This is a genomic window from uncultured Aliivibrio sp. (assembly GCF_946479765.1).
GTDB lineage: Bacteria > Pseudomonadota > Gammaproteobacteria > Enterobacterales > Vibrionaceae > Aliivibrio.
The window spans coordinates 13048-39720 of the sequence record NZ_CAMLHO010000008.1 but is presented as its reverse complement, the minus strand read 5'-3'; the positions used below and the strand labels follow the sequence as shown (position 1 = coordinate 39720).

The following is a 26673-nucleotide window of genomic DNA, read 5'->3' as shown; positions in this document are numbered from 1 at the left end:
ATTACTTACCCTCACTGTTTACTACAGAAGTGCGAAAAACAACAGAATCTGCAATACGTTTTGCCGTAATTGGTGGAATGTCACCAACGACACTGATCTCATAGTCACCTTGTATGTAACTGTAGAGAGAGCGTTGACCTTGACGGACCGATTGCTCTTTTTGGCTTAATTTATCCGCTTCAGAAATATAAACTGAAAAATTAAATAAACCATCAGAATACATCTGGCTTTCAACCGCGCGTTGGTTCATCGCTAAACGATAACGATTAAAGTTAATATCTTTAAATCCATTAGGAAGCCAGTTAACGCTCCACGTTGCTTTTTCTTGTAAAGACGATGATAAAGGCAAGACTTTAGGTAACTCGATCTCTCCTAAACGCTTACTCATATACCCTGAAATTTGCTCACTAACGGTATAAGAAACTACTCGATACTGTTCAATTATGTCACCATCTCGACTAACGAGATCAGTTCGTAATGGGAGTTTACTGCGCTCGTCAATCCACACTATGTATGAATAACGATTTCCATCTTTAGCGACAATTCGCACTACCTGAGCTGGTGAACCCGCCTCTCTTCCTCTGCCCACAGAAACAAAATCATAATAGGCTTTCAGAGGAACAAGGTCTTTATGCAAAAGAGGGATCACCGGAGCAACAATAGATTCAGATTGGATTGAAAAAGGTTTGCTACCTTGCTCTAAATATGAAATCTCGTCATTTCGACGGATGACTTCTCGCATCGAACCACTTAAATAAACAAGATGGGATAACGTCATTTTATCCGTGTGGGAATGACGATACATAAACGGTTCAATGCTATTTTTCTTAACTAAAATATAGGAAAGTTCATAGTTTAGCTTGTGACTCGCCTCTCCCATTTGATGCAACAAAGCCTCAGCAGAGGGGGTATCTTCTGCTGAGGCTATTCTTGGAAAGAAGCTGACCAAGACAATAAAGCTGATCAGGATACGTTTCATTATTCTTCCAATGTTGTATTTTGCTCTAATAAACCACGGTCAATAGAACCATCGTGAGCATTTAACCGAAGTTGCAATTCATAATCTTGCAGCATCGCATTAATGCGTTTACGTTGCTCCATGACATCAGCTTCAGTTGAGGTTTTCTTAACTAAAGAATCTCGAGTTAAGCTCACAGGCTCTGCCGTTCCACTAAAGGGAATAGTATCAAGTACCTGAATGTCACCACTAGCAGGAATAATACCTGAATCAGCACCGTTATATTGCTGAACACCAACAATGACAACCAAAGAGAAACACGCCGCCATCGCCACTTGGCTAAATTGTGTCAACCAACTTGGTAGCGTTTTCTTTGCTTCCTTTGCCGTTGGCTGTGACCGTATAAATTCAGTCACCGTCTCATTTACTTGATGAGCAGGCTCATCTTCAAGCGCGAATGCAACGTTAGCAGCAATGTCCCACTCTTTTGTTTCTGGTGCTTCACCTCTCATGATGTCACCAATTAAATGGTAACTTTTCCAGGTTTCTGCATTTTCAGGCTGCGATAACGATTCGATGAACGCATTGTCCATTTCTTCATTATCAGTAAACGCCGAAATTTGTTCTTTATAAGTCATTGTCTTCACCGTTTGACCGTTGGAAATTAATTAACGCTGCATTAGCGGTTGGATCTTTTTCTCAACAACTTCACGAGCTCGGAAAATACGAGAACGAACCGTACCAACCGGACACTCCATTACAACAGCAATATCTTCATAACTTAAGCCTTCTAGCTCTCGTAACGTGATTGCTGTTTTTAAATCTTCAGGTAAACCATCAATTGTCGAAAATACGATTTGTCGTAACTCTTCAGTCAATGATAAATTTTCTGGGTTAGTGATTTCTTTTAGCGCACTCGCACCTTCATAATATTCAGCTTCTTCAGCATCAACATCAGAGGCTGGTGGCCGGCGGCCTTGAGCTACAAGGTAATTTTTAGCTGTATTGACCGCTATTCGATACAACCAAGTATAGAATGCACTGTCCCCACGAAAAGTAGGCAACGCTCGATACGCTTTAATAAATGCTTCTTGTGCAACATCTGGCACATCGCCACTGTTTTTTACATAACGAGCAACAAGACTACATACTTTGTTTTGGTACTTAATAACCAAATGGTTAAAGGCTTGCTTGTCACCACGCTGAACACGCTCAATTAAAACTTGATCTGTTAACTGCTCACTCATTGGAGCGGGTACTCCCACGTTATTCTTCTTAGATGCGCATAAAGTTTAGATTACGCAAATAGCTGACAATATATCCGCTATACCACGATTAACTTGAGCACTATGTATGAGTTTCTAATCTTTAGAAAGTTCCTTTATTATTACATTTTTTTATCAATTTAATAGTTCAATGATTGATTTAACGATCTTTTTTACACAACGTTAACTTCTCACGCTCTATTTTTTATTCTTGATATTTAAGATTCCACCTCAAAATATGACGCAATCTCATAGATTCTGGTAAAATGCTCGGATAATCACAGGATAATGATGAATAGTATGAACATAACCAATGAACACACTTGCGACGTTTTAGTCATAGGCAGTGGTGCTGCTGGTCTTTCACTTGCACTTAGAGTCGCACCACATGGAAAGGTGATCGTTTTAAGTAAAGGCCCTCGTAATGAAGGCTCTACCTACTACGCTCAAGGTGGCATTGCCGCCGTATTTGATGAAAGTGATACGGTAGAGTCACATGTCGACGATACCCTTGTTGCAGGCGCACATATTTGTGATAAAGATGTTGTTACTTTTATTGCGGAGAATGCCAAACATTGCGTTCAATGGTTAATTGATGGCGGTGTTCCTTTTGATCACGATGATGAAAAAGAAACCGACGTTTCAGATCCAAAATTTCATTTAACTCGTGAGGGTGGCCATAGCCATCGTCGTATTCTGCACGCGGCAGATGCCACAGGCAGAGCGGTGCAAAACTCATTACAAGATAACGTAGTAAACCATCCTAATATATCTATCTTTGAGCGACACAATGCGTTGGATTTAATCACCGAAGATAAAATTGGCGGCGAAGCAGACAAAGTAGTTGGTGCTTATATTTGGAACCGTGATGCGGAGCACGTTGAAACCGTTCGTGCAAAATTTGTCGTATTAGCGACAGGTGGCGCCTCTAAAGTGTATCAATATACATCAAACCCAGATGTTTCCTCTGGTGACGGTATCGCTATGGCGTGGCGTGCAGGTTGTCGGGTTGCAAATCTTGAGTTCAACCAATTTCACCCTACGTGTTTATTCCACCCTGATGCTCGTAATTTCTTAATGTCCGAAGCTCTTCGTGGTGAAGGCGCCTATTTACGCCGACCTGATGGCACTCGTTTTATGCCTGATTTTGACCAACGTGGTGAATTAGCACCTCGTGATGTAGTTGCTCGCGCTATCGATTTTGAAATGAAGCGTTTAGGTGCTGACTGCATGTATTTGGACATCAGTCACAAACCTAAAGATTTCATTCTCCACCATTTCCCAACCATTAATGAAAAACTGTTGTCATTTGGTATCGATATGACCGAAGAGCCAATCCCAATTGTTCCTGCGGCTCACTATACTTGCGGTGGCGTAATGGTCGATAAACAAGGTCAAACTGACATCGATGGTTTATTTGCTATTGGTGAAGTGAGCTACACTGGCCTTCATGGGGCAAACCGTTTGGCTTCTAACTCATTATTAGAGTGCGTTGTTTATGCATGGTCGGCTTCTGAAAACATCATTAAAGATATGAATAATCGAGAGCTTCCACCGTCATTACCCGCTTGGGATGAAAGCCAAGTTGAATGCTCTGATGAGGAAGTGGTGATCCAGCATAACTGGCATGAATTACGTCTGTTTATGTGGGATTACATGGGGATTGTTCGTACTGATAAGCGTCTAGAACGAGCACTTCGTCGTATTCAATTATTGAAACAAGAGACGCATGATTACTATAGTAATTTCCGTGTGTCGAACAATTTAATTGAGCTACGTAACTTACTCGATGTATCTGAACTCATGGTTCGCTGTGCAATGGAGCGTAAAGAAAGCTGTGGTTTACATTATACGCTTGATTATCCAGAAGCACTTGAAGAGTCAGGACCAACGATCCTAGTACCTAAAAACATTAATTAATTTATTGATCTTATCTGAACAGCACCGCTAATTGGTGCTGTTCCTCTTCACTCATCGCATCTTTAAATAAATAAAAATACTGCTCTGTATAGTCATTATTAGCATAAATGATGCTCACGCTTTTACTTACCCAGAATACACGCGTAACAACCCAATCGCGATGATCATCAGATGTTTTCGCGACAAAGGTATAATCACCTTGTAACTCTAATAGCTGATAATAAATCGACGTAATATGTTTATGAATTAAATAAAAAAGAAGAGGAATAAGCGGAAATGGCACTATGCCCATTATCATTACCGCCCATCCTAAGTAGAAGTAACTACTATATAGAGTAAGATAGGCGATATATGAAAAATGAAGCGTTACCTTAACGGAGTTTACTGAGGTTATGCTCAACGATCTTATCTATTATAGCGGCATGCCCAAGATTATCACTACGCCCATGCCCCATGATCCACGTGAATAAATCTGGATCATCACATTCTAGTAATGACACAAAATTCTGTTGCTCAGCTTCTGTTAGCTCTTCAAAACATTCGTCAAAAAATGGCATTACGACCACATCTAATTCTAGCATCCCACGACGGCAAGCCCACTTTACTCGTGCTTTTTCTTCAACACTGTACATACGGTCCTCTAGCTTAAATAGAAATAACTAACTGGAGTCTATCAGTCTATTTCTATGACAACCATGATCTAAAGTCACAAGATGAAGAAGATGAGACATAAAACTACTTGTTTCTTTTTGCTGACATTTAAAATCTAGGCATTTACTATAAAGAAATAATCTAACTGAATAAGAATGTCATGATGAGTACTATTTTTCCTACATTATCACTAAAAAAAGACGATACCTTACCAAGTTTTGCAATTTCTGAATTGGATAATTGGGCATTAATTACCATGGTAGGTAACGATAAAAAATCCTACTTACATGGCCAAGTTACTTGTGATGTGGTCGCTTTAACTAAAAATGAAATCACCTTTGGTGGTCATTGTGACGCAAAAGGCAAGCTATGGAGTGTTTTCCAACTATTTAATCACAATGAAGGTTATGCGCTATTCCAACGTAAAAGTGCCGTAGAAAACGAATTAACTGAAATTAAAAAATACGCTGTATTCTCTAAAGTTGAAATCGCTATTAGCGATGACGTATTGCTTGGTTTTACTGGTGAAGACGCTCAAACATGGATCGATACCAATACCGATTCTCAAGATAATGTCAGAAATTCTGAGTTTGGTACCTTTGCAAAAATTAGCCAATCGCAATGGTTACTGGTAACGACTCCTGAGCATAAAGACGCTCTGGTTAACTCTTTAACTCAAGTGACTTTATGTGATGAATCACTGTGGGATTTATATAATATTCAACACGGTTTCCCTCAACTTGATAACGCGTTAATTAATGAGCACATTCCTCAAGCAATGAATCTACAAGCTATTGATGGCATTAGCTTTAAGAAAGGCTGTTATACAGGTCAAGAAACGGTAGCAAGAGCGAAATATCGAGGCATAAATAAGCGTGCAATGTATCTCGTATCTGGTCAATCAGTGCAAGTACCTGCGGCGGGTGATGCTATAGAACGCAGTGTCGGCGACAACTGGCGTAAAGGTGGTGTTATTGTTTCTTCTTTCCGTTATGAAGATGGCCACACTTTAGCATTAGCGATTCTCCCTAATGACCTGGATGAAGACACGAAATTTAGACTTCAAGATTCTACCTGGGGAAAAATGTCACAGCCTTATTCACTAGATGACGAATAAAATATACATAGACAGATGTTCATTTTATTGTGTCGAAAATGGGATTAATTTACATCATTGCATTTTTAATCTTGACCTTATGCGCACAATGGAAGAATTACACGTGAATTGTTATTTAATATTTATGAATAAGTAGCAATTTAATTGTTATTTAGCTATCGTTACTGTGTTCTTTTGTTACAAAAGAACGCATAAATTGTTTAACTCCAAACAATTTATTCCAATGTACCTATATATATTGGAAATGCATCTGTGACTGTTTGCCCGAATTTATTTCGGGCTTTTTTTTATCCCAAAGCATTCGATACCAGTCATTATCTATTCTTTTTTACTAGGTAAATTTCAAATAGATATCAAATTGAAGAAGATAAAAACACTAAAAATAGCACATTGATCACTCTATCCCATTATTGTCACACTACTATCACATTTTATGTTTTATAATTCTTATCAAAGTAGATAGCTATCGTGCTGATTACGATTCAAAGTGCAGCACGATAACTATAAAGGAAACACTTTTGTAGTATTAATCACTAAAGGATAATGTGATGCGATTTTTTAAGCACTATGCCCCTGGTATGATTGCTAAACATATTAGTCGACTGTTTAACGGGAAGATTCATATTCATGGTATTGGTGAGTTTAGATTTGAAGAAGGAAAGTTAATGGTTCCTTCTCAAGCTGAACGTGAACAGTATAGAATGATAAGAGAGGTTAACTTGGAAGTGGCTCGCTTACGACTGTCCTATTAAACCTGAGTAATATGTAAAATCGATACAAAAAAGGTAGCTTTCGCTACCTTTTCTATTTAATTCACCCTAGATAGACTCTTTCTTCGCCATATTTGGTAACCGACCAGACAAGCCTAATGCTCGTTTTAAGCACTCGTCTTTCATCGGTGTTAGCTCATTAGTCAAAGACATACCAATCCCTCTGACTAGCTTTTTAATCGGGTTAGTTCCAGAAAATAGCTCTTTAAAGCCCTGCATTGAAGCAATCATTTGAGCCGCTTCTGCTTTTCTCCAGCGCTCAAAAGGGCGTAAATTGGTTTTTAAGCCAATGTCTTTGCCCTCTTGATGTAGATCTATAATCGTTTCAGCTAATGCTGCAGCATCTGCCAGGCCTAAATTCACTCCTTGCCCTGCTAGAGGATGAATCGTATGAGCCGCATCTCCAACCAATACAACGCGCTCTTTAACAAAGTCTTTGGCATAACGCATTTTTAAAGGAAACGCTTGACGCTTACCTTCCACTTGACACAAACCTAGTTGATTATCAAAAGCGACCGTTAGCTGCTTATTGAACTCGTCTTCAGTCATTGATGCTAAATTTTCAGCTTGAAGAGGATCCAACGACCAAACAATTGAACTCAAGTTACTTTCCCCTAAAGGAAGAAACGCTAAGGGACCTTCAGGCCTAAAGACTTGACGAGCCGTCTCATTATGATTATCTACGGTTCGAATGTTAGCAACTAATGCGCTATGCCCATAATCCCAATGCGTTAATGGAATGTCTAATTGATTACGCAACCAAGAGTTAGCACCATCAGCACCAACAACCAATTTGGCTGTAATTGCTTTTCCTGATTCTAAATTTAGCCATGCTTCACTTTCACCAAACATGATATTACTGCATCGCTCTGGTGCCAATAACGTTACATTCTCTTGCTTAGATACTTTATCAAGTAGAGATAACTGAATAACTCGGTTTTCAACAATATGGCCTAGATTGCGCTGTGCTATTTGTTCTGCTTCAAAATCAATATGAGCAAAGCTATCTTGTTCCCACACTTTCATTGACGTATACGGCGCTGCTCTACGGGACAGTATCCCTTGCCATGCTCCAACGTGATCTAAGATGTTTTCACTTGCTCGGCTAATGGCTGACACTCGCACATCAGGTAAATCAGACAATTCACTATCAGGCAGTTGGTTCTCAATAACCGCGATTCTTAATCCGCTATTTTCTAATGCTGCAGCAACAGTTAAACCAACCATGCCACCACCAATAATCGCAATATCTACACTTTGCATCATAATTATCTATTCACTCTGCCCATTGCTCGTAATGTCAGGGGCTTTAAAAAAGAACGGAAAGTATCAACAGCACACAAACTTATATTTCGTCCAATCACCATTGGAAACGCACTGTTTGCAAAAATAGAGACTAATCCTGCCGTCATTTTGATTGTTTTTTGTTGGTCTGTCTGGCGTCGTTTCTGATAATCAGAAAGTACACAATATTCACCGATATCACGATTTAATTGATTTGCTTGGGTTATGCCATCAGCTAATGAGAATACATCTCTAATACCAAGGTTAAACCCTTGGCCTGCAATCGGGTGAAGAGTTTGAGCGGCATTACCAATGGCAACAAAACGGTGTGATATGTGCTGTTTTTGACGACGCAACCATAATGGATAATGCGCCCGTTTCCCTGTTTTAATGAATTGACCTAAACGCCAACCAAAAGCGTGCTGTAGATGATCTAAAAAAGCCTCATCATTATAGGCTAGTATCTGTTGTGACTCTTCAGGACTAACGCACCATACCAAGGAACTTCTCCCTTTTGACATAGGAAGCAAAGCCAATGGACCATTATCGGTAAAACGTTCAAACGCTTTACCTTGGGGATGAATAGCCGTGGTTACATTGGCAATAATGGCCACTTGTTGAAAGTCATCATTCTCACTTTCAATATTCATACACTTACAAGTCTTTGATTCAGCGCCATCAGCAGCAACAATAAGAGACGTTGAAATCACGCTTCCTGTCGATAACGTTACTATTGATAACGAAAGCTCACGCTTAATATCAACAATAGATGCAGGACAAAGAAGGTCAATATGGTGAGAGTTCACTAATTTTTTATAATAAAAGTGACCAACATCAGCCAACTCAACGACATAACCTAACGCATCAACATTGAGTTCTTTAGAGGTTAATTCAGTTAACCCCATATGATGTCGGTCTGACACATGAATATGATTAATAGACGTTGAAAATGATTCAATATCAGACCAAAGATCAATGTCTTGTAATAATTGGGATGTCCCATTTGATAGCGCAATACTTCTAGAATCATAACCTGGATGCTGCTCCAAATCCGGCTCCATTGCCTCTATTACAGCAATAGATAAAGTGCCTTGATTCATTTCTTCTAGCGCCAGTGCTAAGGTCGCCCCAGACATGGCACCACCCACGATCACTACATCATAATGTGTCATATGTTACCTAAATTAATGCACTGCTTTAGACGCGTCGTTATGCACTTTTTGACCTAATTCAGCATGAATCGTCAGTACACAAATACGAACATGTTCAATCACTTGCTCAAATAAATTTGCTTGCTCTTCTAATTCATCGTCTTCATCAATACCTAAACGAGCAATTTCTTCTAAATCTAGCAATGCTTCTTTCAAAGACTCAGACGCTTGATCTAATTTTAATTCAACTAACCCTAGCCCTGAAATAAAGTGGTTAACCCACTCACTTAATCCATCAGCTCGATTCATTAATGTTTCTGTTTCATCTGGGATGAGCACCTCTAGCGCAAAGCTATCCGTACTTAACTCCTCAACGGTACACTGAAAAATCTCACTGCCTATTTTCAGCGCATTGTCTGGCCACCCCATACCATCATTGGTGTAATCAAACATAAGTGGTTTCCACGTTTTATTATCTAGTGGTAATCCGCCACTTATCATTCCCACAAGTAAACCATGCAATTCAGATGGCGTCACAGCGAGTCTACTGTCTTTTAAGGCTGACTCTACCGTCAGAAAGGTTGGCATTTTAATTACGATCATGGGGATCTCTATATTTATTGATAATGATGACATGCTACCACTTTGAGGATAACCAGAAAACTCACTATCTCTCTCAATTGAGTATCTTTTCATCATATTGTTGTTTTATTAAGAATATAGTTAACCACCATCAACAAAGAGAAGGGAAATACTTGAATCTTATTAGCGCATTTCTTATAGTTTCATTCACTTATCACTGATCTGTTTTTTTATCGGTGTATTCTTCTAGTTTAACGATGAGTAATGTATTGATGTCAAGCCAAGCCGTGCAAGTTCAAATCTTAGGACGAGCCATCAAGGTTAACTGCCCTGCTGGTCAAGAAGCAGCCTTGAAAGAAGCTGCAAAAGATTTAGATAATCGAGTAAATGAATTATCTGAACGAACTAAGGTAACCAATACTGAGCAATTATTAACAATTACATCGTTAAATATCTGCTACGAACTACACATGGCGAAAAAAGAAGCAAGTAATCACTCTTCTGCTGTTTATGATCGAATGGGACTGCTTGCTAGCGCATTAGAAGCGGCAATTTCTACCGTAAAGCCTAGCCAAACAGAAGAAAGTACGGCAGAATAGGAACTGTCGCTAAGGATAGCAAAAGAATCAATTTTACCCTGGAGTGTTTGTAGGCGGATCTATGTCCCTGAGCCGATAAGCACAAATTAGGGTTAGTATTTATTTACTATTGAGCAAGCTCGGCTCGTACTGAGAAGCCTACGGTAAATTTTGCTGATCCGCCTTGAACCGAGGGTTCAAGGGCTACGACCACTACGGCACTTTGGGGTATTCCATGACATCTCGTCGACAGATTCGACAATCAATTCGCCTAGATCGCAACGCGTTATCCCCTCACGAACAAACACAAGCCGCCAAAGACCTTGTCTTACAGTGCGCGAATGACCCTTATATTCAAAAAGCACAATCCATCGCAATCTACCTTTCTGTTGATGGTGAAATAGATACTTCATTACTAATTGAGTGGCTTTGGCAACAAGGTAAATCTGTCTCTTTACCTGTTATTCATCCTTTTAGTAAGGGACATTTACTTTTTCTTCAGTACCATCCTACGACCACGCTTCTATTAAATAAATATCAAATCCCTGAACCCAAGTTAGATAAAACTCAAGTGGTTCCCGTTAATGCACTTGATATTATTATTACCCCTCTTGTCGCTTTTGATCATACAGGTAATCGATTAGGTATGGGTGGCGGATATTACGACCGCACCTTGGTTAATTGGCACCAATCTCAAACGGGCCCAATACCTATCGGAATTTCTCATTCGTGCCAGCAAGTTGACCAACTTCCAATTGAATCTTGGGATGTTCCTCTGCCTCGTATAATTACGCCAAAAAAAATATGGCATTGGTAACGTTTTTTTAGCAACAATATGAATAGACTCTTCGCCGTTATTACCTAAAAACGAAAACGTTTGCATTAATTGGGATTATTCTCGTTTATTGACTTCTTTTTTCTGACGAAGAAATATCTGTACGTTATAATTACGCCGTTTTATTTGAACTCTATTATTTCATTAGGAGAATGTCATGACTCAAGACGAGATGAAAAAAGCAGCTGGTTGGGCAGCGTTAGAATACGTAAAAGCTGGCAGCATTGTTGGTGTAGGTACAGGATCAACAGTAAATCATTTCATCGACGCACTTGCGACCATGAAAAAAGAAATTAAAGGTGCAGTATCAAGCTCTGTAGCATCAACTGAAAAGCTGAAAGAATTAGGCATTCCAGTCTTCGAGTGTAATGATGTTTTCAGTCTTGATGTTTATGTTGATGGCGCAGATGAAATCAACGGTAAAAACGAGATGATTAAAGGTGGCGGAGCTGCTCTTACTCGTGAAAAAATCGTTGCTGCTATTTCTGAAAAATTCATTTGTATTGTTGATAATACGAAACAAGTCGACGTGCTAGGTCAATTCCCTCTGCCTGTAGAAGTTATCCCAATGGCTCGCTCTTACGTTGCTCGTGAGTTAGTTAAACTTGGTGGTGACCCTGCGTACCGTGAAGGCACAGTCACAGATAATGGCAATATGATCTTAGACGTACACAATATGCAGATCACTAACGCTAAAGAATTAGAAGATAAAATCAATAGCCTTGCTGGCGTAGTCACTGTCGGTTTATTTGCACATCGTGGCGCAGACGTACTGTTAGTTGGTTCTCCTGACGGCGTAAAAAAATTCGATTAATACAACAAATTTTCTTTCTTATCTCTTAGATTGAGAGATAAAAATGTCATTCGATTACAAACGGTACTCATTAGTACCGTTTTTTATTAACTATTTCGTAATTTTCTTACCCAAACTGGTTATTTTTTGATACTTTATAATCATCAATAAATAATCACTACCCTAATCATTATTGATTTTGTTTTTAAGGATAAGAACGACATGGCAAAAATATCTCTGGAAAAAGAAAAAATTAAAATTCTTCTTTTAGAAGGATTGCACCCATCTTGCGTTGAAGTATTTCAAGCTGACGGTTACACCAACATTGAATATCACAAAGGTTCATTGTCGGAAGAGGAGTTACTTGAAGCAGTGAAAGATGTTCACTTTATTGGCTTGCGATCGCGAACTCAACTTACCAAAGAAGTGTTCGACGCTGCAAATAAGCTAGTTGCTGTGGGCTGTTTCTGTATTGGAACTAACCAAGTTAATTTAACTGCAGCAGCAAAACGCGGCATTCCAGTATTTAACGCACCATTTTCTAATACCCGTAGTGTAGCTGAATTGGTGTTAGGGCAAATTCTATTGTTGCTTCGCGGCATCCCAGAGAAAAATGCTCAAGCTCATCGCGGTATCTGGAAAAAAAGTGCAGACGCTTCTTTTGAGGCCAGAGGCAAACGTTTGGGTATCGTAGGTTACGGACATATCGGAACACAACTAGGGATCTTAGCTGAAAACCTAGGCATGCGTGTTTACTACTATGATATCGAAAATAAGCTTTCATTAGGTAACGCCACTCAAATTCAAACCATGAGTGAATTACTGAATAAATGTGATGTTATTTCTCTTCATGTTCCAGAAACAGCGGGTACAAAAGATATGATGGGCGCTGAAGAGTTTTCTCGAATGAAGCCTGGTGCCATCTTTATTAATGCTGCTCGTGGCACTGTCGTTAAAATTCCAGACTTATGTGATGCACTTGAATCAGGGCATCTAGGTGGCGCAGCTATCGATGTATTCCCTACCGAACCAAAAACAAATGCGGAACCATTCGAGTCTCCATTACAAAAATTTGATAATGTAATTCTGACACCACATGTGGGTGGTTCAACTCAAGAAGCCCAAGAAAATATTGGTGTTGAAGTTGCAGGCAAGTTAACTAAATACTCAGATAATGGGTCAACATTATCATCAGTTAACTTCCCAGAAGTCTCTCTTCCATTACATACTGATACTTCTCGTCTCCTGCATATTCATGAAAATCGTCCTGGTATCCTAACTAAAATTAACAGTATTTTTGCTGATGAAGGCATTAACATTGCCGCTCAATACCTGCAAACATCAGCAGAAATGGGCTATGTGGTAATTGATGTTGAAACAGCTAGATCAGAAGAAGCGTTAACTCAACTTAAAGCAATTGAAGGAACAATCCGAGCTCGTATCCTTCATTAACATAAATACGCTTTAACTAGATAGTTTAAACAATAAAAAATGAGTTACCTTTTTAGGTAACCCATTTTTATATTCTATCCATTAAATAGATTAATTTTTAAGACGGTACACAACAGAAACTGAATCACTAATAACCATTTGAGTATCTTGGTAGCTTTCTGACGCACCAGATGCGGCATCCATTCTCATGCTCTTCATTAATACAGGTTGACTATAGTTATTGTGATAAGAGACTTTCCAAACCCCTTTAACCGCGGTACCAAACCCTTTTGCTAATGAGTTTGCTTTCTCATTGGCATCTTTAATCGCTTCTAAGCGCGCCGCTTCAATGTATTCTTTTTCTTTACTTGTTTTCAGTTCAATTTGATTAATACGATTAATCCCATCACCCAACGCTTTATCTAAATAACCGTTTAGTTTATTTAAATCCATCACTGTTACGGTAATATTTCGGATCGCTTTGTAGCCAACCAGTTCTGGTTTCTTTCCTTTAGGATAACGGTACTCAGGCGTTAAACGAATATTGCCACTGTTAATATTTTCACGCTTAACACCTTGAACTTCTAAACGAGCAAGAAAACCTGTAACCGCCTTATCTGCCGCTTGCTTTGCTTTTGCTGCCGTTGCTTTATTTTCAACAACATCGACAGAAAACTGAGCCATATCAGGAACAACAAGAATCTCACCTTTCCCTGATACTTCAATATGAGGAAAGTCAGGTGATGATGCAAAAGCCGCAGGAGAAAAGCTAGCAGATAAACACAGTGCAGTTATAATTTTTTTCATTTTAAACATCTCAAATAACATCATATCGTTATGACTATAGTAATCCTAAATAATTCCTTTTACCTAGATCTTTGCCAAGAAAAAGCCAGGTAAAAAAAATGCCACCCGAAGGTAGCATTTCATATTTTGATTTAAATAAAAGCTAATCTGCTTTATTTAAATGTACATCCATTTGTGGGAATGGGATTTCGATACCTTCCTTATCTAAACCTTCTTTAATCGCTTGAAGCGTATCAAAATAAACATCCCAGTATTGCTCTGTTTTACACCAAGGGCGAACAACAAAGTTAACTGATGAATCAGCAAGAGCAACAACGCCAACCGTTGGTGCTGGTGTCTTTAAAACACGCTCATCAGATTCAAGAACTTTTGTAATCACTTCTTTTGTTTTCTTCAGATCAGCACTGTAAGAAACACCAATTACATGGTCGACGCGACGAGTTGCATGGCGAGAATAGTTTGTGATTGGGCTACCAATAACACCACCATTTGGTACTACAACCATTTTATTATCTGGTGTTGTTAAAATAGTTTGGAAAATTTGAATTGACTCGACAGAACCCGCAACACCACCAATCTCAACGTAATCGCCAGATTTGAATGGACGGAATGCAACAATCAACACACCCGCAGCAAAGTTTGATAGAGAACCTTGAAGAGCAAGACCTACCGCTAAACCAGCGGCACCGATAACAGCAACAACAGAAGCGGTTTGAACACCTACTTTACCTAAAGCTGCAATTAATACGATAATAAATAGAAGGTAACGAACTAGAGTATGAACAAAGTCGACAACCGCTTTATCCATTTTCTTTTTCTCAAGAGCTTTACCTACACCACCAGCGATTTTCTTAACGATAATGTTACCGATAAAAAGGATTGCTAATGCTGAAATAATATTTACACCATAAGTGATAAATAGCTCTGAATTATCCGTTAACCAATGTTCTAAATTTGCTACTCCACTAGTAGCGAAATCAGTTACAGCGCCTTGTTCTGCCATTTGATTTGTCCTTTATAGTTATTCTCAGTATAAATTGAGATGATTGCCATTATTTTGACGACTTATACCAATTCTAACACTATGAGCGTCAGTTTGATGTAAAATCCTTTTTAAAACACGCTTATTTATTTGTTTTCTCTTCAATAAGAAAGAAAAAATAACCTTAATTACAATAACCTACATAATATAACTGGATTTAGTTATCTTTTATACATTTTACTATCATTTAGCTAACATTGCGTATTCTTATCACCCGTTATTTTGTCTGATCTTCCCTTTTAAACACAAGTTCATCATTTGATGACTCCGCTGCAACGAAGTAATAACCGCCTACAGAAAATTCCTTTAACGCCGCTACGCTTGAAATACGGTTTTCAATAATATAGCGAGCCATTAAGCCGCGAGCTTTTTTTGCATAGAAGCTAATAATTTTGTACTGTCCATTTTTACAATCTTTGAAAACTGGCGTAATAATGTTAGCTGCAAGTTCTTTTGGTTTCACCGCTTTAAAATACTCATTAGACGCAAGATTAATCAACACATCGTCGCCTTGCTCGGCAATAACCTGATTCAATTTTTGCGTAATTGTACTTCCCCAAAACTGATATAAATTTGTCCCGCGCTTATTCGCTAGTTTTGTTCCCATTTCCAAACGATAAGGCTGCATTAGATCTAATGGTTTTAAGAGACCATATAAACCTGACAACATACGCAAATGAGTTTGTGCATAATCGATATCACTGTCAGTTAAACTATTTGCATCTAAACCGGTGTAAACATCCCCTTTAAAGGCATAAAGAGCCTGACGTGCATTTTCATGAGTAAACGTCGTTGACCACTCTTCAAAGCGCACTGCATTTAAACTGGCGATCTTATCACTGACTTTCATTAATTTAGAAATATCAAGAGGTGTTAGGGTTTTGCATACCTCAATTAATTCTGCGGAATCTGAAATAAAATCAGATTGAGTAAACACTTCTGTTGGTACTGGCGTTTCATAATCAAGAGTTTTAGCTGGAGAAACAACAATAAGCATGAGCAAGATATTCCTGTATATTTTTTATATACCAAGATAGTAACTATTTGGATAAAAAAAAGCCACGCTAGCATGCGTGGCCCTATCTATTTATTTAATGGATAAAAACAATGGTTACTAATTATTTTTATTGTTATTGTTATTGTTATCCCAAATACCTTCTTCAAGTTGAGAATGCAACTCTGGATAATCTTTACTATCAAATGTAGGTACTTTCCCCTCACTAAGTTGCTTATTGTAGTCTTTCGCAAGCTTAACAACGGTTCCTGATAATAAAGTAATCGCAATTAAATTAACTATCGCCATTAACCCCATAGATACATCAGCAAGAGCCCATACCGTTGGTAACGAAGATAATGCACCAAACATTACCATACCTAATACAACAATACGGAAAATGCCAATACCCGCTTTATGATTATGCTCTAAGAAGATAAGGTTTGTTTCTGCATAAGAATAATTTGCAATAATAGACGTAAAAGCAAAGAAGAAAATAGCGACGGCAACAAAAATACCCCCCCAATCACCCACTTGGCTTGTTAACGCCAGTTGGGTTAATTCAATGCCTGTGACTTCACCATGAGGTACGTACTCACCAGACATCAAAATGATGGCAACCGTTGCCGAACAAATGACAATGGTATCCATAAAAACACCAAGCATTTGTACATAACCTTGTGATGCTGGATGTGGCGGATATGGCGTTGCTGATGCCGCAGCATTAGGAGCTGACCCCATACCTGCTTCATTAGAGAATAAACCACGCTTAATACCATTCATCATCGCTTGTGCAATTGCGTAACCTAAACCACCCGCAGCGGCCTCTTGAAGGCCAAATGCACTTTTAAAAATCAGTGTAATCACGCCCGGTAATTTTTCAATATTAGTTACCATGATGAATAATGCAATCGCTAAATAAGCTAATGCCATCACTGGTACTATGATTTCAGCGGTACGTGCGATGGTTCTAAATCCACCAAAAATAACTATCGCTGAAATAATCACAATAGCAGTACCTACATAAAGAGGCTCCCACCCAAAAGCGGTTTGCATTGCACCAACAATAGAATTCGCTTGGACGGCGTTAAATACCAAACCAAAAGCGATGATCAAAAAGACAGAGAACAATACGCCCATCCAGCGCATGCCCAACCCCTTCTCCATATAATAGGCAGGACCACCACGATAATTACCTTCATCATCTCTGGTTTTATATAATTGGGCTAATGTACTTTCAGCAAACGACGTTGCCATCCCTAACATGGCGATTAACCACATCCAAAAAATAGCCCCTGGCCCACCAGCGGTTAAAGCAACGGCTACACCCGCCATATTACCAGTACCGACACGGGCTGCGAGACTTGTACATAATGCTTGAAATGATGAGATCCCTGACGGATCTGATTTTCTACTGTTCTTCAATACAGAAAACATATGGCCAAAATGGCGGAATTGAATAAACCCTAATCGAACAGTAAAATAGATACCAATAGCGACTAATAGATATACGAGTACTGAACCCCATAATAGATCATTCAATAAGTTAATTAGACTTGTCACATTTCCCTCTCAATTACATCAATAGTAATGATTGCATACACCTATAAATTAAGTGTTCCTACTAATCTTTATTTTTTATTTTTATTTTCAATTATTTAGGCGTAATGAAGAGTTAACCCTTTATAGTGCAACTCTATTCATTTATTAGCAGTAAATGTAAATACTTACTCACCTTGAAGATTATCGAGCTGAATGATGCTCAGTATTTACTAAAAAATCAATAAAAAACAAATGTAGAGATAATGACATTGCCTCTACCCGCCGAAACTTAAACGTCATTTAAACAACATAAAAAAACATCCTACTGACAATTGAGTCAATATAAAAATATTAATTTACTTTATTTATGCCGCTAAAAAACACCACCAAAATGATAGAAAACAGTAAGATATCTGCTCTATTTTCTTGATTTGTTTTTCTTTAGTTAAACGCTATTAATGCAATAAAAACATACCATCGCAAAAATAAATTGCGATAAAAGCAAAACTTACCATTAACAAAAAACAAACAAACAAAGTGACGCTTATTTTGTTATAAATTATAAACACACATCAACTAAGTAAATTTATTATAGATTAACTTCATTTTAGTGATCACTGCCTCACACGTAACTCATAAAAAACAAACAAATGAGAAACAGTTCAAGGTCATATCTTTCACTCTATGCTAATTAATAACATGCTAAATAAATACTTTTACTCTTTGTAATAATTAACTAATTTATAAAACGAGGTGCTTATGGATGGGTACACACTAAATGATTTATTGGCTACAAAAACGACAACAAAGAAAAAACAAGCAAAGCGCTTATGGCGTGAAATTGAAGAGATTCAAGATCGTCGACAGCTATTACATGAATTAAAAGAACTGGATCCATCATTCAAAGGAGACATCGATTCCTCTTTCTTTAAATAGAACCTTCCAATTTACGCTAGATATAAAAAGGAGAGCTCTATGCTCTCCTTTTATGTGATAACAATATATAGATTAATTATCTTACTTTTTCAGCTAACTCGAGATAACGCTTGTCCACTTGCACTCCAAACACAGGGTCTTCTTCTTCACTCCAGTATCGTTCAAGTTCTTTCCAATCATCAACGGTCAAATGAGCTTTTAAAAAAGGTAAAATCTCCTTTTCTTCTAATTCAAGATGCATCCGAATTCGATGAGTAAAGGCCTTCAAATAAGATTTAAATATATCTTTTGGAACAATAGCATCATTCAAAATCATCTCAATGGTAACAGAAAACTTCTCTGTATCATCAGATAATGTGTGATGCTCTTGCAGTAAATTAGTTAGCCCTTCATGCTTCCCATAATGTTCAATATAATATTGATAAATCATATCTTCTTTAGGGTGATGGACTTTTTCTGCTACAGAAGATAAATAATTCACACTTTCTCGGATCACATTATAGTTGACTGTTTTTTCATCTTCCAATCGAGAAAGCTTACTATCCAATAGTTGAATAACACGATTAATATAACCATGTTCTTTATATATACTTTCTATCAGCATCCTTTCCTCCCTTCAGTACCTAGTAAGTAAATAGTTAAGATGACTTAGTTAAGTGTATATCACTGAGATGAGAACACAGGATTTAGTTCAAATTTCACACAACAAATTTATGCAACTGGATTCCAATTGATCTCTGATACATTTTTTAATTTAAGTAGCTCGTTTACTTGAGAAAAGTGCTTACAACCAAAAAAACCACGATGAGCAGAAAGCGGTGAAGGGTGCGGCGCTTTCAAAATAGAATGGCGACCTTCATTAATGTTAGCCCCTTTCTTTTGAGCATGAGCCCCCCACAATAAGAAAATAGCGCCATCATTATGATCATTAATATGTTGAATAATTGCATCAGTGAAAAGCTCCCAACCAAACTTAGCGTGAGAGTGTGCTTTTCCTTCCTCCACAGTCAGAACCGTATTTAACAGTAGAACCCCTTGCTTAGCCCAACTATCTAGATAACCATGTTCAGGCATAATAAAGCTATCTATATCATCAGCGAGTTCTTTATACATATTACGTAAAGAAGGGGGGATTTTTACTCCCGGTAACACAGAAAAAGACAGACCATGCGCTTGCCCTGCTCCGTGGTAAGGATCTTGACCCAGAATCACGACTTTCACATCATCGAATGCAGTTAAATCAAACGCGGTAAAAATATCCTTTTCTTTAGGAAAAATAGCCTTGCCTAACGATCTTTCATTCTCAATATGAGTAATCATCGATTGATAGTAAGCTTTCTCTTTTTCAGCCGATAATATCGAATTCCAGGTCACTGTCATTACTGCTTCTCGCTTAATGTTCTTAACTGAGCTATTTCATCTTTCCAAATCTCAGGATCAATCGTCTCTAAGACGAGAGGAATACGATTAAATCTGTCGTCTTGCATAATGAACTCAAAGCAATCCCAGCCAATCGTTCCCTCTCCTAGTGATTGATGGCGATCGACCCTGCTACCCAACTCAATTTTTGCATCATTAATATGCATACCGCGTAAATATTGGAAACCAACAATACGTTCAAACTCTGCAAAGGTATGTTCACATGCTTCTTTTGATCTTAAATCATAGCCAGCGGCAAAGGTGTGACACGTATCAATACAAATACCAACACGATTCTTATCTTCAACTTGATCAATAATCTGAGCAAGGTGCTCAAACTTCCACCCCAAATTTGTTCCTTGTCCCGCTGTATTCTCAATAACAGCAACTACGTTAGGAACAGCTTGATGTGCTAAGTTAATCGACTCAGCAATCAGCGCCAAACATTCATCTTCTGAGATCTTTTTTAAATGACTTCCAGGGTGGAAATTTAATAAGGTTAAACCAAGCTGATTACAACGTTCCATTTCATCAATAAAGGCTGCGCGAGATTTTTCTAACTTCTCAGCTTCTGGTGCACCTAAATTAATTAAGTAAGAATCATGAGGTAAAATTTGATCACTAGAAAAGCCAAAGCGTTTACAGTTTGCTTTAAAATCAGAGATGACTTTTGTTGTTAACGGTTTTGCTGCCCATTGACGCTGGTTTTTGGTAAATAATGCAAATGCGTTGGCACCTATTTGATACGCTCGTTTAGGTGCTTGATCAACACCACCAGCAGCTGAAACATGTGCTCCGATATATTTCATCTCTGTACTTTCCTTTCAAAATTAACATGGTGCTATTATTGCGGTAAATGCTTTATTTGTCAGTAGTTCTCTTATTTCTTAAGTATAAATATCATTTTTCCCAAAACACATAAAAATGTTATTTTGTAGTAATATTACTACAAAATATAAGCGTAACAATAAAGTGGTAGGCTGTATTTTTCGTGCTACAAGCTAGCTATATGGTGCTTTGTTGATTTAGAACAATCTTTTCCAGGTGAATTAATTGTCACTTTTTGTTGTTTTTTGACTTATATCAATATACAAAGTAAGGGTATCATGTATATAATATGACCCATAAGTTTTTTACAAAATAACCACAAAGTGGACTAGGAGAAAGTAAAATGATCACAGGAATCCAAATTACTAAAACTGCAAATGACGATCTTCTTAACTCAATCTGGCTACTAGATAGCGAGAAAAATGAAGCGCGTTGTGTTGTTGCAACTTCAGGCTTTGAAGCTGACCAAGTAATTGCTGCAAACGAGTTAGGCGAATACGAAAGCCGTGACGTTGCTATTGAAAAAGCACCAAAAATTGAAGGTGGCCAACATCTAAATGTTAACGTTTTACAACGTGATACTTTAGAAGATGCGGTTAAGCACCCAGAGAACTACCCACAACTAACTATCCGTGTTTCTGGTTATGCTGTGCGTTTTAACTCTCTAACAACTGAACAACAAAAAGACGTTATCGCACGTACTTTCACTGAAACTATGTAATTTTAGAGTTAATTTAATTCAAAAAGAACGGCACTCATTGCTCATGAGTGCCGTTTTTTTATGTCTATACCCTGCATGAAAAAGCCCCCTGACTTAACATTAAATCAGGGGGCTTACTATTCTATAATTTAAGTACGATTATTGAACCTTGCGTAATACTGCTCTTAATGCATCAAAATCATTCGCAAGATCTTCAGATAATAGTTCCATTGCATTATGTTTTGCTAATGGCGCAGGAAGCTCAAGATCACTACCTAAAATTTCATCAACCACTTCTTTAAATTTAGCAGGATGAGCGGTACATAAGAAAAGCCCTGTTTCACCTTCATTTAACTGCTCTTCAAGAATACGGTAAGCAATCGCACCATGTGGTTCACACAAATAGCCTTCAGCATTCATTGCTTTTAGGGTTTCTGCACTTTGCTCATCAGTTACAGCCCCCTTACCTAGAGTCTCTAAACCCCAACCTAAACGCTGACACAATTCCTCAATACGTGGCCAGTTATTTGGTTGGCTCACATCCATTGCATTTGAGATAGTTGGAATCGTCGTTTTAGGCTCCCACTTACCCGTTTCAAGGTAACGCGGAACCGTATCATTCACATTAGTTGCTGCAATAAAGCGTTTCACAGGCAAGCCAAGCGATTTAGCTAGTAAACCTGCAGTTAAGTTACCAAAATTACCGCTTGGTACTGAGATAACAACATCATTACGTTTTTCTTTTGGTAGCTGAGATACCGCTTCAAAGTAGTAACAGATTTGCGCCATTAACCGGCTGATATTTATTGAATTTGCAGAATTTAAGCCGACGTCTTTGCGTAGTTCAGCATCATCAAAAGATTGCTTAACTAGCGCCTGACAGTCATCAAAGTCACCATCGACAGCAACGGTGTGGATATTCTGACCCAATGTACAAAATAGCTTTTCTTGAAGTGGGCTGATCTTTCCTTTTGGATAAAGAATAACGACTTTAATATTAGCCATACCATAGAATGCATGAGCCACTGCCGCACCAGTATCACCTGATGTTGCTGTTAAAATAGTAATTTGCTCATTACCTTCGGTTACCGCTGCTAAAGATTGCGCCATAAAACGGCCACCAAAATCCTTAAATGCCAGTGTTGGTCCATGAAACAACTCTAATGCATACACGCCATCTTTTACTGCATGAATAGGCGCTGGGAATTGAAATGCATTTTCAACCATGCTTCTTACGGTGTCTGCTGGTAGTTCATCACCAATAAATGCAGATAATATTTTCGTACTACGTGTAATAAAATCGTCGGCTAAAAGCGCATCAACATCATCAAACTTTGGTAATTCTGATGGGAAAAATAATCCTTGATTACGACCTAACCCTTGGCGCACGGCTTGACCAAAAGAGACCTGCTCATCATTTTCTTTTATGTTATACAACTTCATAGTTTACTTCCTGTTACTTGTGATCCTTGTTTATCTAAGCGACAAACATGGACAAATCCTTCATCATTTTGAACATAGTTTTCTTGTAGCCAGCGAGACACTCTTTCTGCTACGTCTTTATCTTTACAGATGCTAAACAACGTTGGGCCTGAACCTGAAATACCCGTTGTTAGTGCACCAGCTGAAGCTGCATATTCACGCGCTTGAGCAAAATTAGGTAACAGACGTTCGCGATAGGGTTCAGCCACCACGTCTTTGATCATTTTAGCCGCAAGTTCAGGTTGTTTTGAATAACAAGCATGGATAAAGCCAGCCAAGTTACGACCGTGCGCGATAACATCTTGTCGACGGTATTGAGACGGTAAAATCTCACGAGCTTCAGCGGTTGATACCTTGATGCCGGGGTATGCCATGACCCAATACCACTCATCAAAACAAGGAACTTCTTGGCTAATAATACCCAATTCTTCGACCATTAACTGTAAGCCACCAAGATAACAAGGAGCGACATTATCATAATGAATACCACCAGAGATCTGACCTTCCATCTCACCCATTAAGGCTAAGACTTCCATTTCGTTAAGTGGCTTATCATGAAACAGATTTAATGCATCTAAAGCAGCAACAATTGAGCATGCACTAGAGCCTAATCCAGATCCTATCGGCATATTTTTTTCTAACACCATATGGATGTTTTTTAGCTCAATACCCTTTCTTGCAAGCTCCCTTGCAAAAACTCGCCAACAATCGTAAACGATATTGTCTTCTGGGTTTTCCGGCAGCTTATCTACAAAACTCCCTACAGTAATTAAAGTGAATGCTTCTGAACCTGATTCAACTAAAACACGATCACCCAATAATGTGCCATCAATCGGAGAAACTGCCGCGCCTAAAACATCAAAGCCAACACTTACATTACCAATTGATGCTGGAGCATAAACAACAACACTCATTTTTATACTCCTAATTTCCAGCCGAGGGTACGCATTAAATCAGAAAACACTCCAGCGGCTGTAACTTCAGCACCAGCACCGTAACCACGTAATACTAATGGTATTGGTTGGTAGTATCGGCTATAGAATGCTAAAGCATTTTCACCATCTTTAATCTTAAACATAGGGTCATCGCCATCAACCGCTACAATACGAACCTTACATTTACCTTCTAGGATCTCACCAACATAACGTAGTACTTTACCTTCCTCTGCCGCTTTTGCTGACTCTTGTGCAAAATAGGCATCAGCTTCAGGAAGACGAGCCATGAACTCCTCAATCGTACCAGAAGCATCAAAACCCGGAGGTAATGCTTGTTCTACTTCTACATCGTCCAGTTCAATTTCAAGACCCGATTCACGAGCAAGGATCAGCAATTTACGCGCAACATCCATACCTGAAAGATCATCTCTAGGATCTGGTTCTGTAAAACCATTTTGTTTAGCTACATTTGTTGCTTCACTTAATGACATACCTTCATCTAACTTACCAAAAATATAAGAAAGTGAACCTGATAAAATACCGTTAAATCTCTCTAGTTCATCACCCGCAGCGATCAGGTTTTGTAAGTTTTCAATAACAGGTAAACCTGCACCTACGGTTGTTTCATACATAAACTTACGACGAGTACCACGTGCCGCATTACGTAACTGGTGGTAATACGCCATTGAGTCAGTATTGGCTTTCTTATTCGGGGTAATGACATGAAAGCCCGCAGATAAGAAATCAACGTATTGAGCAGCAATACCGTGATCTGAAGTACAATCAATAATCACAGGGTTAATAATGTGATTACGCTGTACTAACGCAATAAGGCGAGCAAGACTAAATTCTTCACTCGTATTATTCATATGATCACGCCAGTGCTCTAATGGAATTCCTTTGCTATCTAGCAATAATCCACGACTGTTTGCTAAACCACAAACACGGATCTCAATGCCTTTTGCAGCTAATTTCGGCTGTTGACGTTGAATTTGATCAACTAACTCGCCACCAACACCACCAACACCAATAACAAACACATCTAGGAAGTGCTTACTATTAAATAGATTTTCATGACACGCTTTGATTGATTCAGATATTTTTTCTTCAGGTATAACTGCTGAAATTGCGCGTTCTGAAGACCCTTGTGCGATAGCAATAATATTCACATTTACTTCAGCTAAAGAGGTAAAAAATTGAGAGGCCACCCCTTTCGATGTACGCATGCCATCGCCCACTAACGTAACAATCGCCACATCATCGGTAAATTCAACGGGTTCTAATAACCCATCTTTCAATTCAAGCTCAAATGCTTCTCTTAAAACTTGCTCTGCTTGTGATTTATCATCCGCTTCAATACAGAAACTAATACTGTACTCTGACGAGGATTGAGTAATTAATACAATAGAAATTCCCGAAGTCGACATCGCACCAAATACGCGACTTGCCATCCCGACCATGCCTTTCATTCCAGGGCCACTTACATTAACCATAGTCAGGTTATTTAGTGTCGTAATCCCTTTGATCGCAAGGTTATCTTCACCGGTATCTTGTCCAATTAAGGTACCTGGACCTTGTGGATTGAAACTATTTTTAATTAGGCAAGGAATATGAAATTGTGCGATTGGAGCAATAGTCTTAGGATGGAGAACAGAAGCGCCAAAATAAGAAAGCTCCATTGCTTCTTGATAACTTAACGATTTTAATAAACGAGCATCATCAACTAAACGTGGATCACAATTGTAAACACCATCAACATCAGTCCAGATCTCACAACACTCAGCACGAAGACACGCCGCTAATACTGCTGCTGAATAATCAGAACCATTACGACCTAAAGTAACCAACTCGCCTTTCTCATTACCGGCAGTAAAGCCTGGCATGATATTTACATGACCTGTAGGTAGCGGTTCGTTTCTAAAATTAAGCGTAGATATATCAACATCAACAGCGCCCTCCAAGAAGTCACCACGAGCAAATAAATATTGAACCGGATCAATGAGGTTAGCAGGTTGGCCTTTCGCCTCAAGTACCGCTTTCATTGTCATAACAGATATACGTTCACCTTTACTGATAATTTTTGCGTAAACATTATCAGGACACATACCCAGTAAACTAATACCGTGCACATATTGGCGAAGTTGAGAAAGTGAATCTTTTAGCTTATTTTCAAGCGTTTTAAGATCAACTTGTGGAAGTGATGTAGAAATACCACTAAATAACTGAACAAAAACAGATTCAAGCTCTGCAATCTGTAACTCAGCCTCTCCATTAGTCAATACATTATCAACAACGGAAACCAATTTATTAGTGACTTTTCCAGGCGCCGATAAAACCACAGAAACTTCTTGCTGCTGTGCATTATTGGCTATGATATCGGCGGCACGTAAAAAACGCTCTGAATCTGCTAATGATGAACCACCAAACTTTAATACTCGCATTGCTATCCTCCCTAAAAACGAGTGTTACTGCAGTATCCTTACTGCTTCTAGCATAATAACCTTTTCGGTAAATAATGAAAGAATACAGTTAGAACTAGTAACAAAATTGCAAAAAAAAGCCCGCTCTGATAATCAGTCCGGGCTTCTTTAAAATACTTATGCGTATTAGCCCACCCTAGCAACCATGGTGCGGGTAATTATTGTGGTAATAA

General features: G+C 38.5%; 27 protein-coding genes and 1 other RNA gene. 10 read left to right on the top strand and 18 right to left on the bottom strand.

The features are described 5' to 3' along the window. Position 1: 1 nt before the first annotated feature. Genes rseB through rpoE form a run of 3 tightly spaced genes read right to left on the bottom strand, consistent with a single transcriptional unit; the run spans position 2 to position 2205 of the window. Positions 2-979, bottom strand: a complete 978-nt coding sequence (rseB, locus tag Q1K78_RS05160) for a sigma-E factor regulatory protein RseB (protein ID WP_300175112.1) — start codon at positions 977-979, stop codon at positions 2-4. Next, a complete protein-coding gene (locus Q1K78_RS05155) occupies positions 979-1596 on the bottom strand; it encodes an RseA family anti-sigma factor (protein WP_300175110.1) in 618 nt (205 codons plus the stop codon). Before Q1K78_RS05155 ends, rseB begins: the two co-directional genes overlap by 1 nt. A 30-nt stretch (positions 1597-1626) precedes the next feature. Continuing rightward, positions 1627-2205: an RNA polymerase sigma factor RpoE gene (rpoE, locus tag Q1K78_RS05150; protein ID WP_300175108.1), complete on the bottom strand. Its 579-nt coding sequence runs from the start codon at positions 2203-2205 to the stop codon at positions 1627-1629. Positions 2206-2523: 318 nt separating this feature from the next. Between rpoE and nadB the strand changes: the two genes are divergently transcribed. Then, positions 2524-4143, top strand: a complete 1620-nt coding sequence (nadB, locus tag Q1K78_RS05145) for an L-aspartate oxidase (RefSeq protein WP_300175105.1) — start codon at positions 2524-2526, stop codon at positions 4141-4143. 10 nt (positions 4144-4153) lie between these two features. Here the strand turns inward: nadB and Q1K78_RS05140 are convergent, their stop codons facing one another. Further along, positions 4154-4543, bottom strand: a complete 390-nt coding sequence (locus Q1K78_RS05140; RefSeq protein ID WP_366899515.1) for a protein YgfX — start codon at positions 4541-4543, stop codon at positions 4154-4156. Beyond that, positions 4515-4775, bottom strand: coding sequence for a succinate dehydrogenase assembly factor 2 (locus tag Q1K78_RS05135; protein ID WP_300175102.1), 261 nt, complete (start codon positions 4773-4775; stop codon positions 4515-4517). The genes Q1K78_RS05140 and Q1K78_RS05135 overlap by 29 nt, the downstream gene beginning before the upstream one ends. A 179-nt stretch (positions 4776-4954) precedes the next feature. Between Q1K78_RS05135 and ygfZ the strand changes: the two genes are divergently transcribed. After that, positions 4955-5911, top strand: coding sequence for a tRNA-modifying protein YgfZ (gene ygfZ / locus Q1K78_RS05130; protein ID WP_300175100.1), 957 nt, complete (start codon positions 4955-4957; stop codon positions 5909-5911). Between the two features lie 548 nt (positions 5912-6459). Continuing rightward, positions 6460-6663, top strand: a complete 204-nt coding sequence (locus tag Q1K78_RS05125) for a DUF1107 domain-containing protein (protein WP_300175098.1) — start codon at positions 6460-6462, stop codon at positions 6661-6663. A 66-nt stretch (positions 6664-6729) separates the two neighbouring features. Here the strand turns inward: Q1K78_RS05125 and Q1K78_RS05120 are convergent, their stop codons facing one another. The 3 genes from Q1K78_RS05120 to Q1K78_RS05110 are packed head-to-tail and all read right to left on the bottom strand — an operon-like array spanning position 6730 to position 9719. Continuing rightward, positions 6730-7947 (bottom strand): FAD-dependent 2-octaprenylphenol hydroxylase, encoded by a 1218-nt coding sequence (locus tag Q1K78_RS05120; RefSeq protein WP_300175096.1) that lies wholly within the window; start codon positions 7945-7947, stop codon positions 6730-6732. Between the two features lie 2 nt (positions 7948-7949). Further along, positions 7950-9137 carry a 2-octaprenyl-6-methoxyphenyl hydroxylase gene (gene ubiH / locus Q1K78_RS05115; protein WP_300175094.1) on the bottom strand — a complete coding sequence of 396 codons (1188 nt, stop codon included), beginning with the start codon at positions 9135-9137 and terminating at the stop codon, positions 7950-7952. Positions 9138-9149: 12 nt separating this feature from the next. Continuing rightward, positions 9150-9719: a YecA family protein gene (locus Q1K78_RS05110; protein ID WP_300175092.1), complete on the bottom strand. Its 570-nt coding sequence runs from the start codon at positions 9717-9719 to the stop codon at positions 9150-9152. Positions 9720-9970: 251 nt separating this feature from the next. On the opposite strand from Q1K78_RS05110, the gene zapA reads away from it, so the two are divergent. The 5 genes from zapA to serA all read left to right on the top strand — a co-directional run bounded on the left by zapA (position 9971) and on the right by serA (position 13356). After that, positions 9971-10297: a cell division protein ZapA gene (gene zapA / locus Q1K78_RS05105; RefSeq protein ID WP_300175090.1), complete on the top strand. Its 327-nt coding sequence runs from the start codon at positions 9971-9973 to the stop codon at positions 10295-10297. Positions 10298-10329: 32 nt separating this feature from the next. Next, positions 10330-10510, top strand: a non-coding RNA gene (gene ssrS, locus Q1K78_RS05100) — 6S RNA. 1 nt (position 10511) lies between these two features. Then, positions 10512-11093: a 5-formyltetrahydrofolate cyclo-ligase gene (locus Q1K78_RS05095; protein ID WP_300175088.1), complete on the top strand. Its 582-nt coding sequence runs from the start codon at positions 10512-10514 to the stop codon at positions 11091-11093. Positions 11094-11268: 175 nt separating this feature from the next. After that, positions 11269-11925, top strand: coding sequence for a ribose-5-phosphate isomerase RpiA (gene rpiA / locus Q1K78_RS05090; RefSeq protein WP_300175086.1), 657 nt, complete (start codon positions 11269-11271; stop codon positions 11923-11925). 201 nt (positions 11926-12126) lie between these two features. Continuing rightward, a complete protein-coding gene (gene serA, locus Q1K78_RS05085) occupies positions 12127-13356 on the top strand; it encodes a phosphoglycerate dehydrogenase (RefSeq protein WP_300175084.1) in 1230 nt (409 codons plus the stop codon). Between the two features lie 90 nt (positions 13357-13446). On the opposite strand, the gene Q1K78_RS05080 is transcribed toward serA, so the two are convergent. The 4 genes from Q1K78_RS05080 to Q1K78_RS05065 all read right to left on the bottom strand — a co-directional run bounded on the left by Q1K78_RS05080 (position 13447) and on the right by Q1K78_RS05065 (position 17741). Then, positions 13447-14142 (bottom strand): oxidative stress defense protein, encoded by a 696-nt coding sequence (locus tag Q1K78_RS05080; RefSeq protein ID WP_300175082.1) that lies wholly within the window; start codon positions 14140-14142, stop codon positions 13447-13449. Positions 14143-14284: 142 nt separating this feature from the next. Further along, positions 14285-15145, bottom strand: a complete 861-nt coding sequence (mscS, locus tag Q1K78_RS05075; protein WP_300175081.1) for a small-conductance mechanosensitive channel MscS — start codon at positions 15143-15145, stop codon at positions 14285-14287. 256 nt (positions 15146-15401) lie between these two features. Continuing rightward, entirely contained in the window at positions 15402-16181 is a 780-nt protein-coding gene (gene yaaA / locus Q1K78_RS05070; protein ID WP_300175079.1) for a peroxide stress protein YaaA, read from the bottom strand. 117 nt (positions 16182-16298) lie between these two features. Beyond that, entirely contained in the window at positions 16299-17741 is a 1443-nt protein-coding gene (locus Q1K78_RS05065) for a sodium:alanine symporter family protein (protein ID WP_300175077.1), read from the bottom strand. 738 nt (positions 17742-18479) lie between these two features. On the opposite strand from Q1K78_RS05065, the gene Q1K78_RS05060 reads away from it, so the two are divergent. Then, the gene (locus tag Q1K78_RS05060) at positions 18480-18656 is read left to right on the top strand and encodes a DUF3545 family protein (RefSeq protein ID WP_300175075.1); all 177 of its coding nucleotides are present in this window, start codon (positions 18480-18482) and stop codon (positions 18654-18656) included. 76 nt (positions 18657-18732) lie between these two features. Here the strand turns inward: Q1K78_RS05060 and Q1K78_RS05055 are convergent, their stop codons facing one another. The 3 genes from Q1K78_RS05055 to nfo form a co-directional block, all read right to left on the bottom strand. Further along, positions 18733-19260: a hemerythrin domain-containing protein gene (locus Q1K78_RS05055; RefSeq protein WP_300175074.1), complete on the bottom strand. Its 528-nt coding sequence runs from the start codon at positions 19258-19260 to the stop codon at positions 18733-18735. Between the two features lie 107 nt (positions 19261-19367). Then, positions 19368-20036 carry a uracil-DNA glycosylase gene (gene ung, locus Q1K78_RS05050; protein ID WP_300175072.1) on the bottom strand — a complete coding sequence of 223 codons (669 nt, stop codon included), beginning with the start codon at positions 20034-20036 and terminating at the stop codon, positions 19368-19370. After that, positions 20036-20884, bottom strand: a complete 849-nt coding sequence (gene nfo / locus Q1K78_RS05045; RefSeq protein ID WP_300175070.1) for a deoxyribonuclease IV — start codon at positions 20882-20884, stop codon at positions 20036-20038. Before nfo ends, ung begins: the two co-directional genes overlap by 1 nt. Before the next feature lie 362 nt (positions 20885-21246). Here nfo and grcA point away from each other — a divergent pair, with 362 nt between their 5' ends. Next, positions 21247-21624 (top strand): autonomous glycyl radical cofactor GrcA, encoded by a 378-nt coding sequence (gene grcA / locus Q1K78_RS05040; RefSeq protein ID WP_300175068.1) that lies wholly within the window; start codon positions 21247-21249, stop codon positions 21622-21624. A 138-nt stretch (positions 21625-21762) separates the two neighbouring features. Here the strand turns inward: grcA and thrC are convergent, their stop codons facing one another. From thrC to thrA, 3 genes are read right to left on the bottom strand one after another with little or no spacing between them, the layout of a single operon-like run. Then, the gene (thrC, locus tag Q1K78_RS05035; RefSeq protein WP_300175066.1) at positions 21763-23046 is read right to left on the bottom strand and encodes a threonine synthase; all 1284 of its coding nucleotides are present in this window, start codon (positions 23044-23046) and stop codon (positions 21763-21765) included. Beyond that, a complete protein-coding gene (gene thrB / locus Q1K78_RS05030) occupies positions 23043-23999 on the bottom strand; it encodes a homoserine kinase (protein WP_300175064.1) in 957 nt (318 codons plus the stop codon). The genes thrC and thrB overlap by 4 nt, the downstream gene beginning before the upstream one ends. A 2-nt stretch (positions 24000-24001) precedes the next feature. After that, positions 24002-26461: a bifunctional aspartate kinase/homoserine dehydrogenase I gene (gene thrA / locus Q1K78_RS05025; RefSeq protein ID WP_300175062.1), complete on the bottom strand. Its 2460-nt coding sequence runs from the start codon at positions 26459-26461 to the stop codon at positions 24002-24004. Positions 26462-26673: the final 212 nt, after the last annotated feature.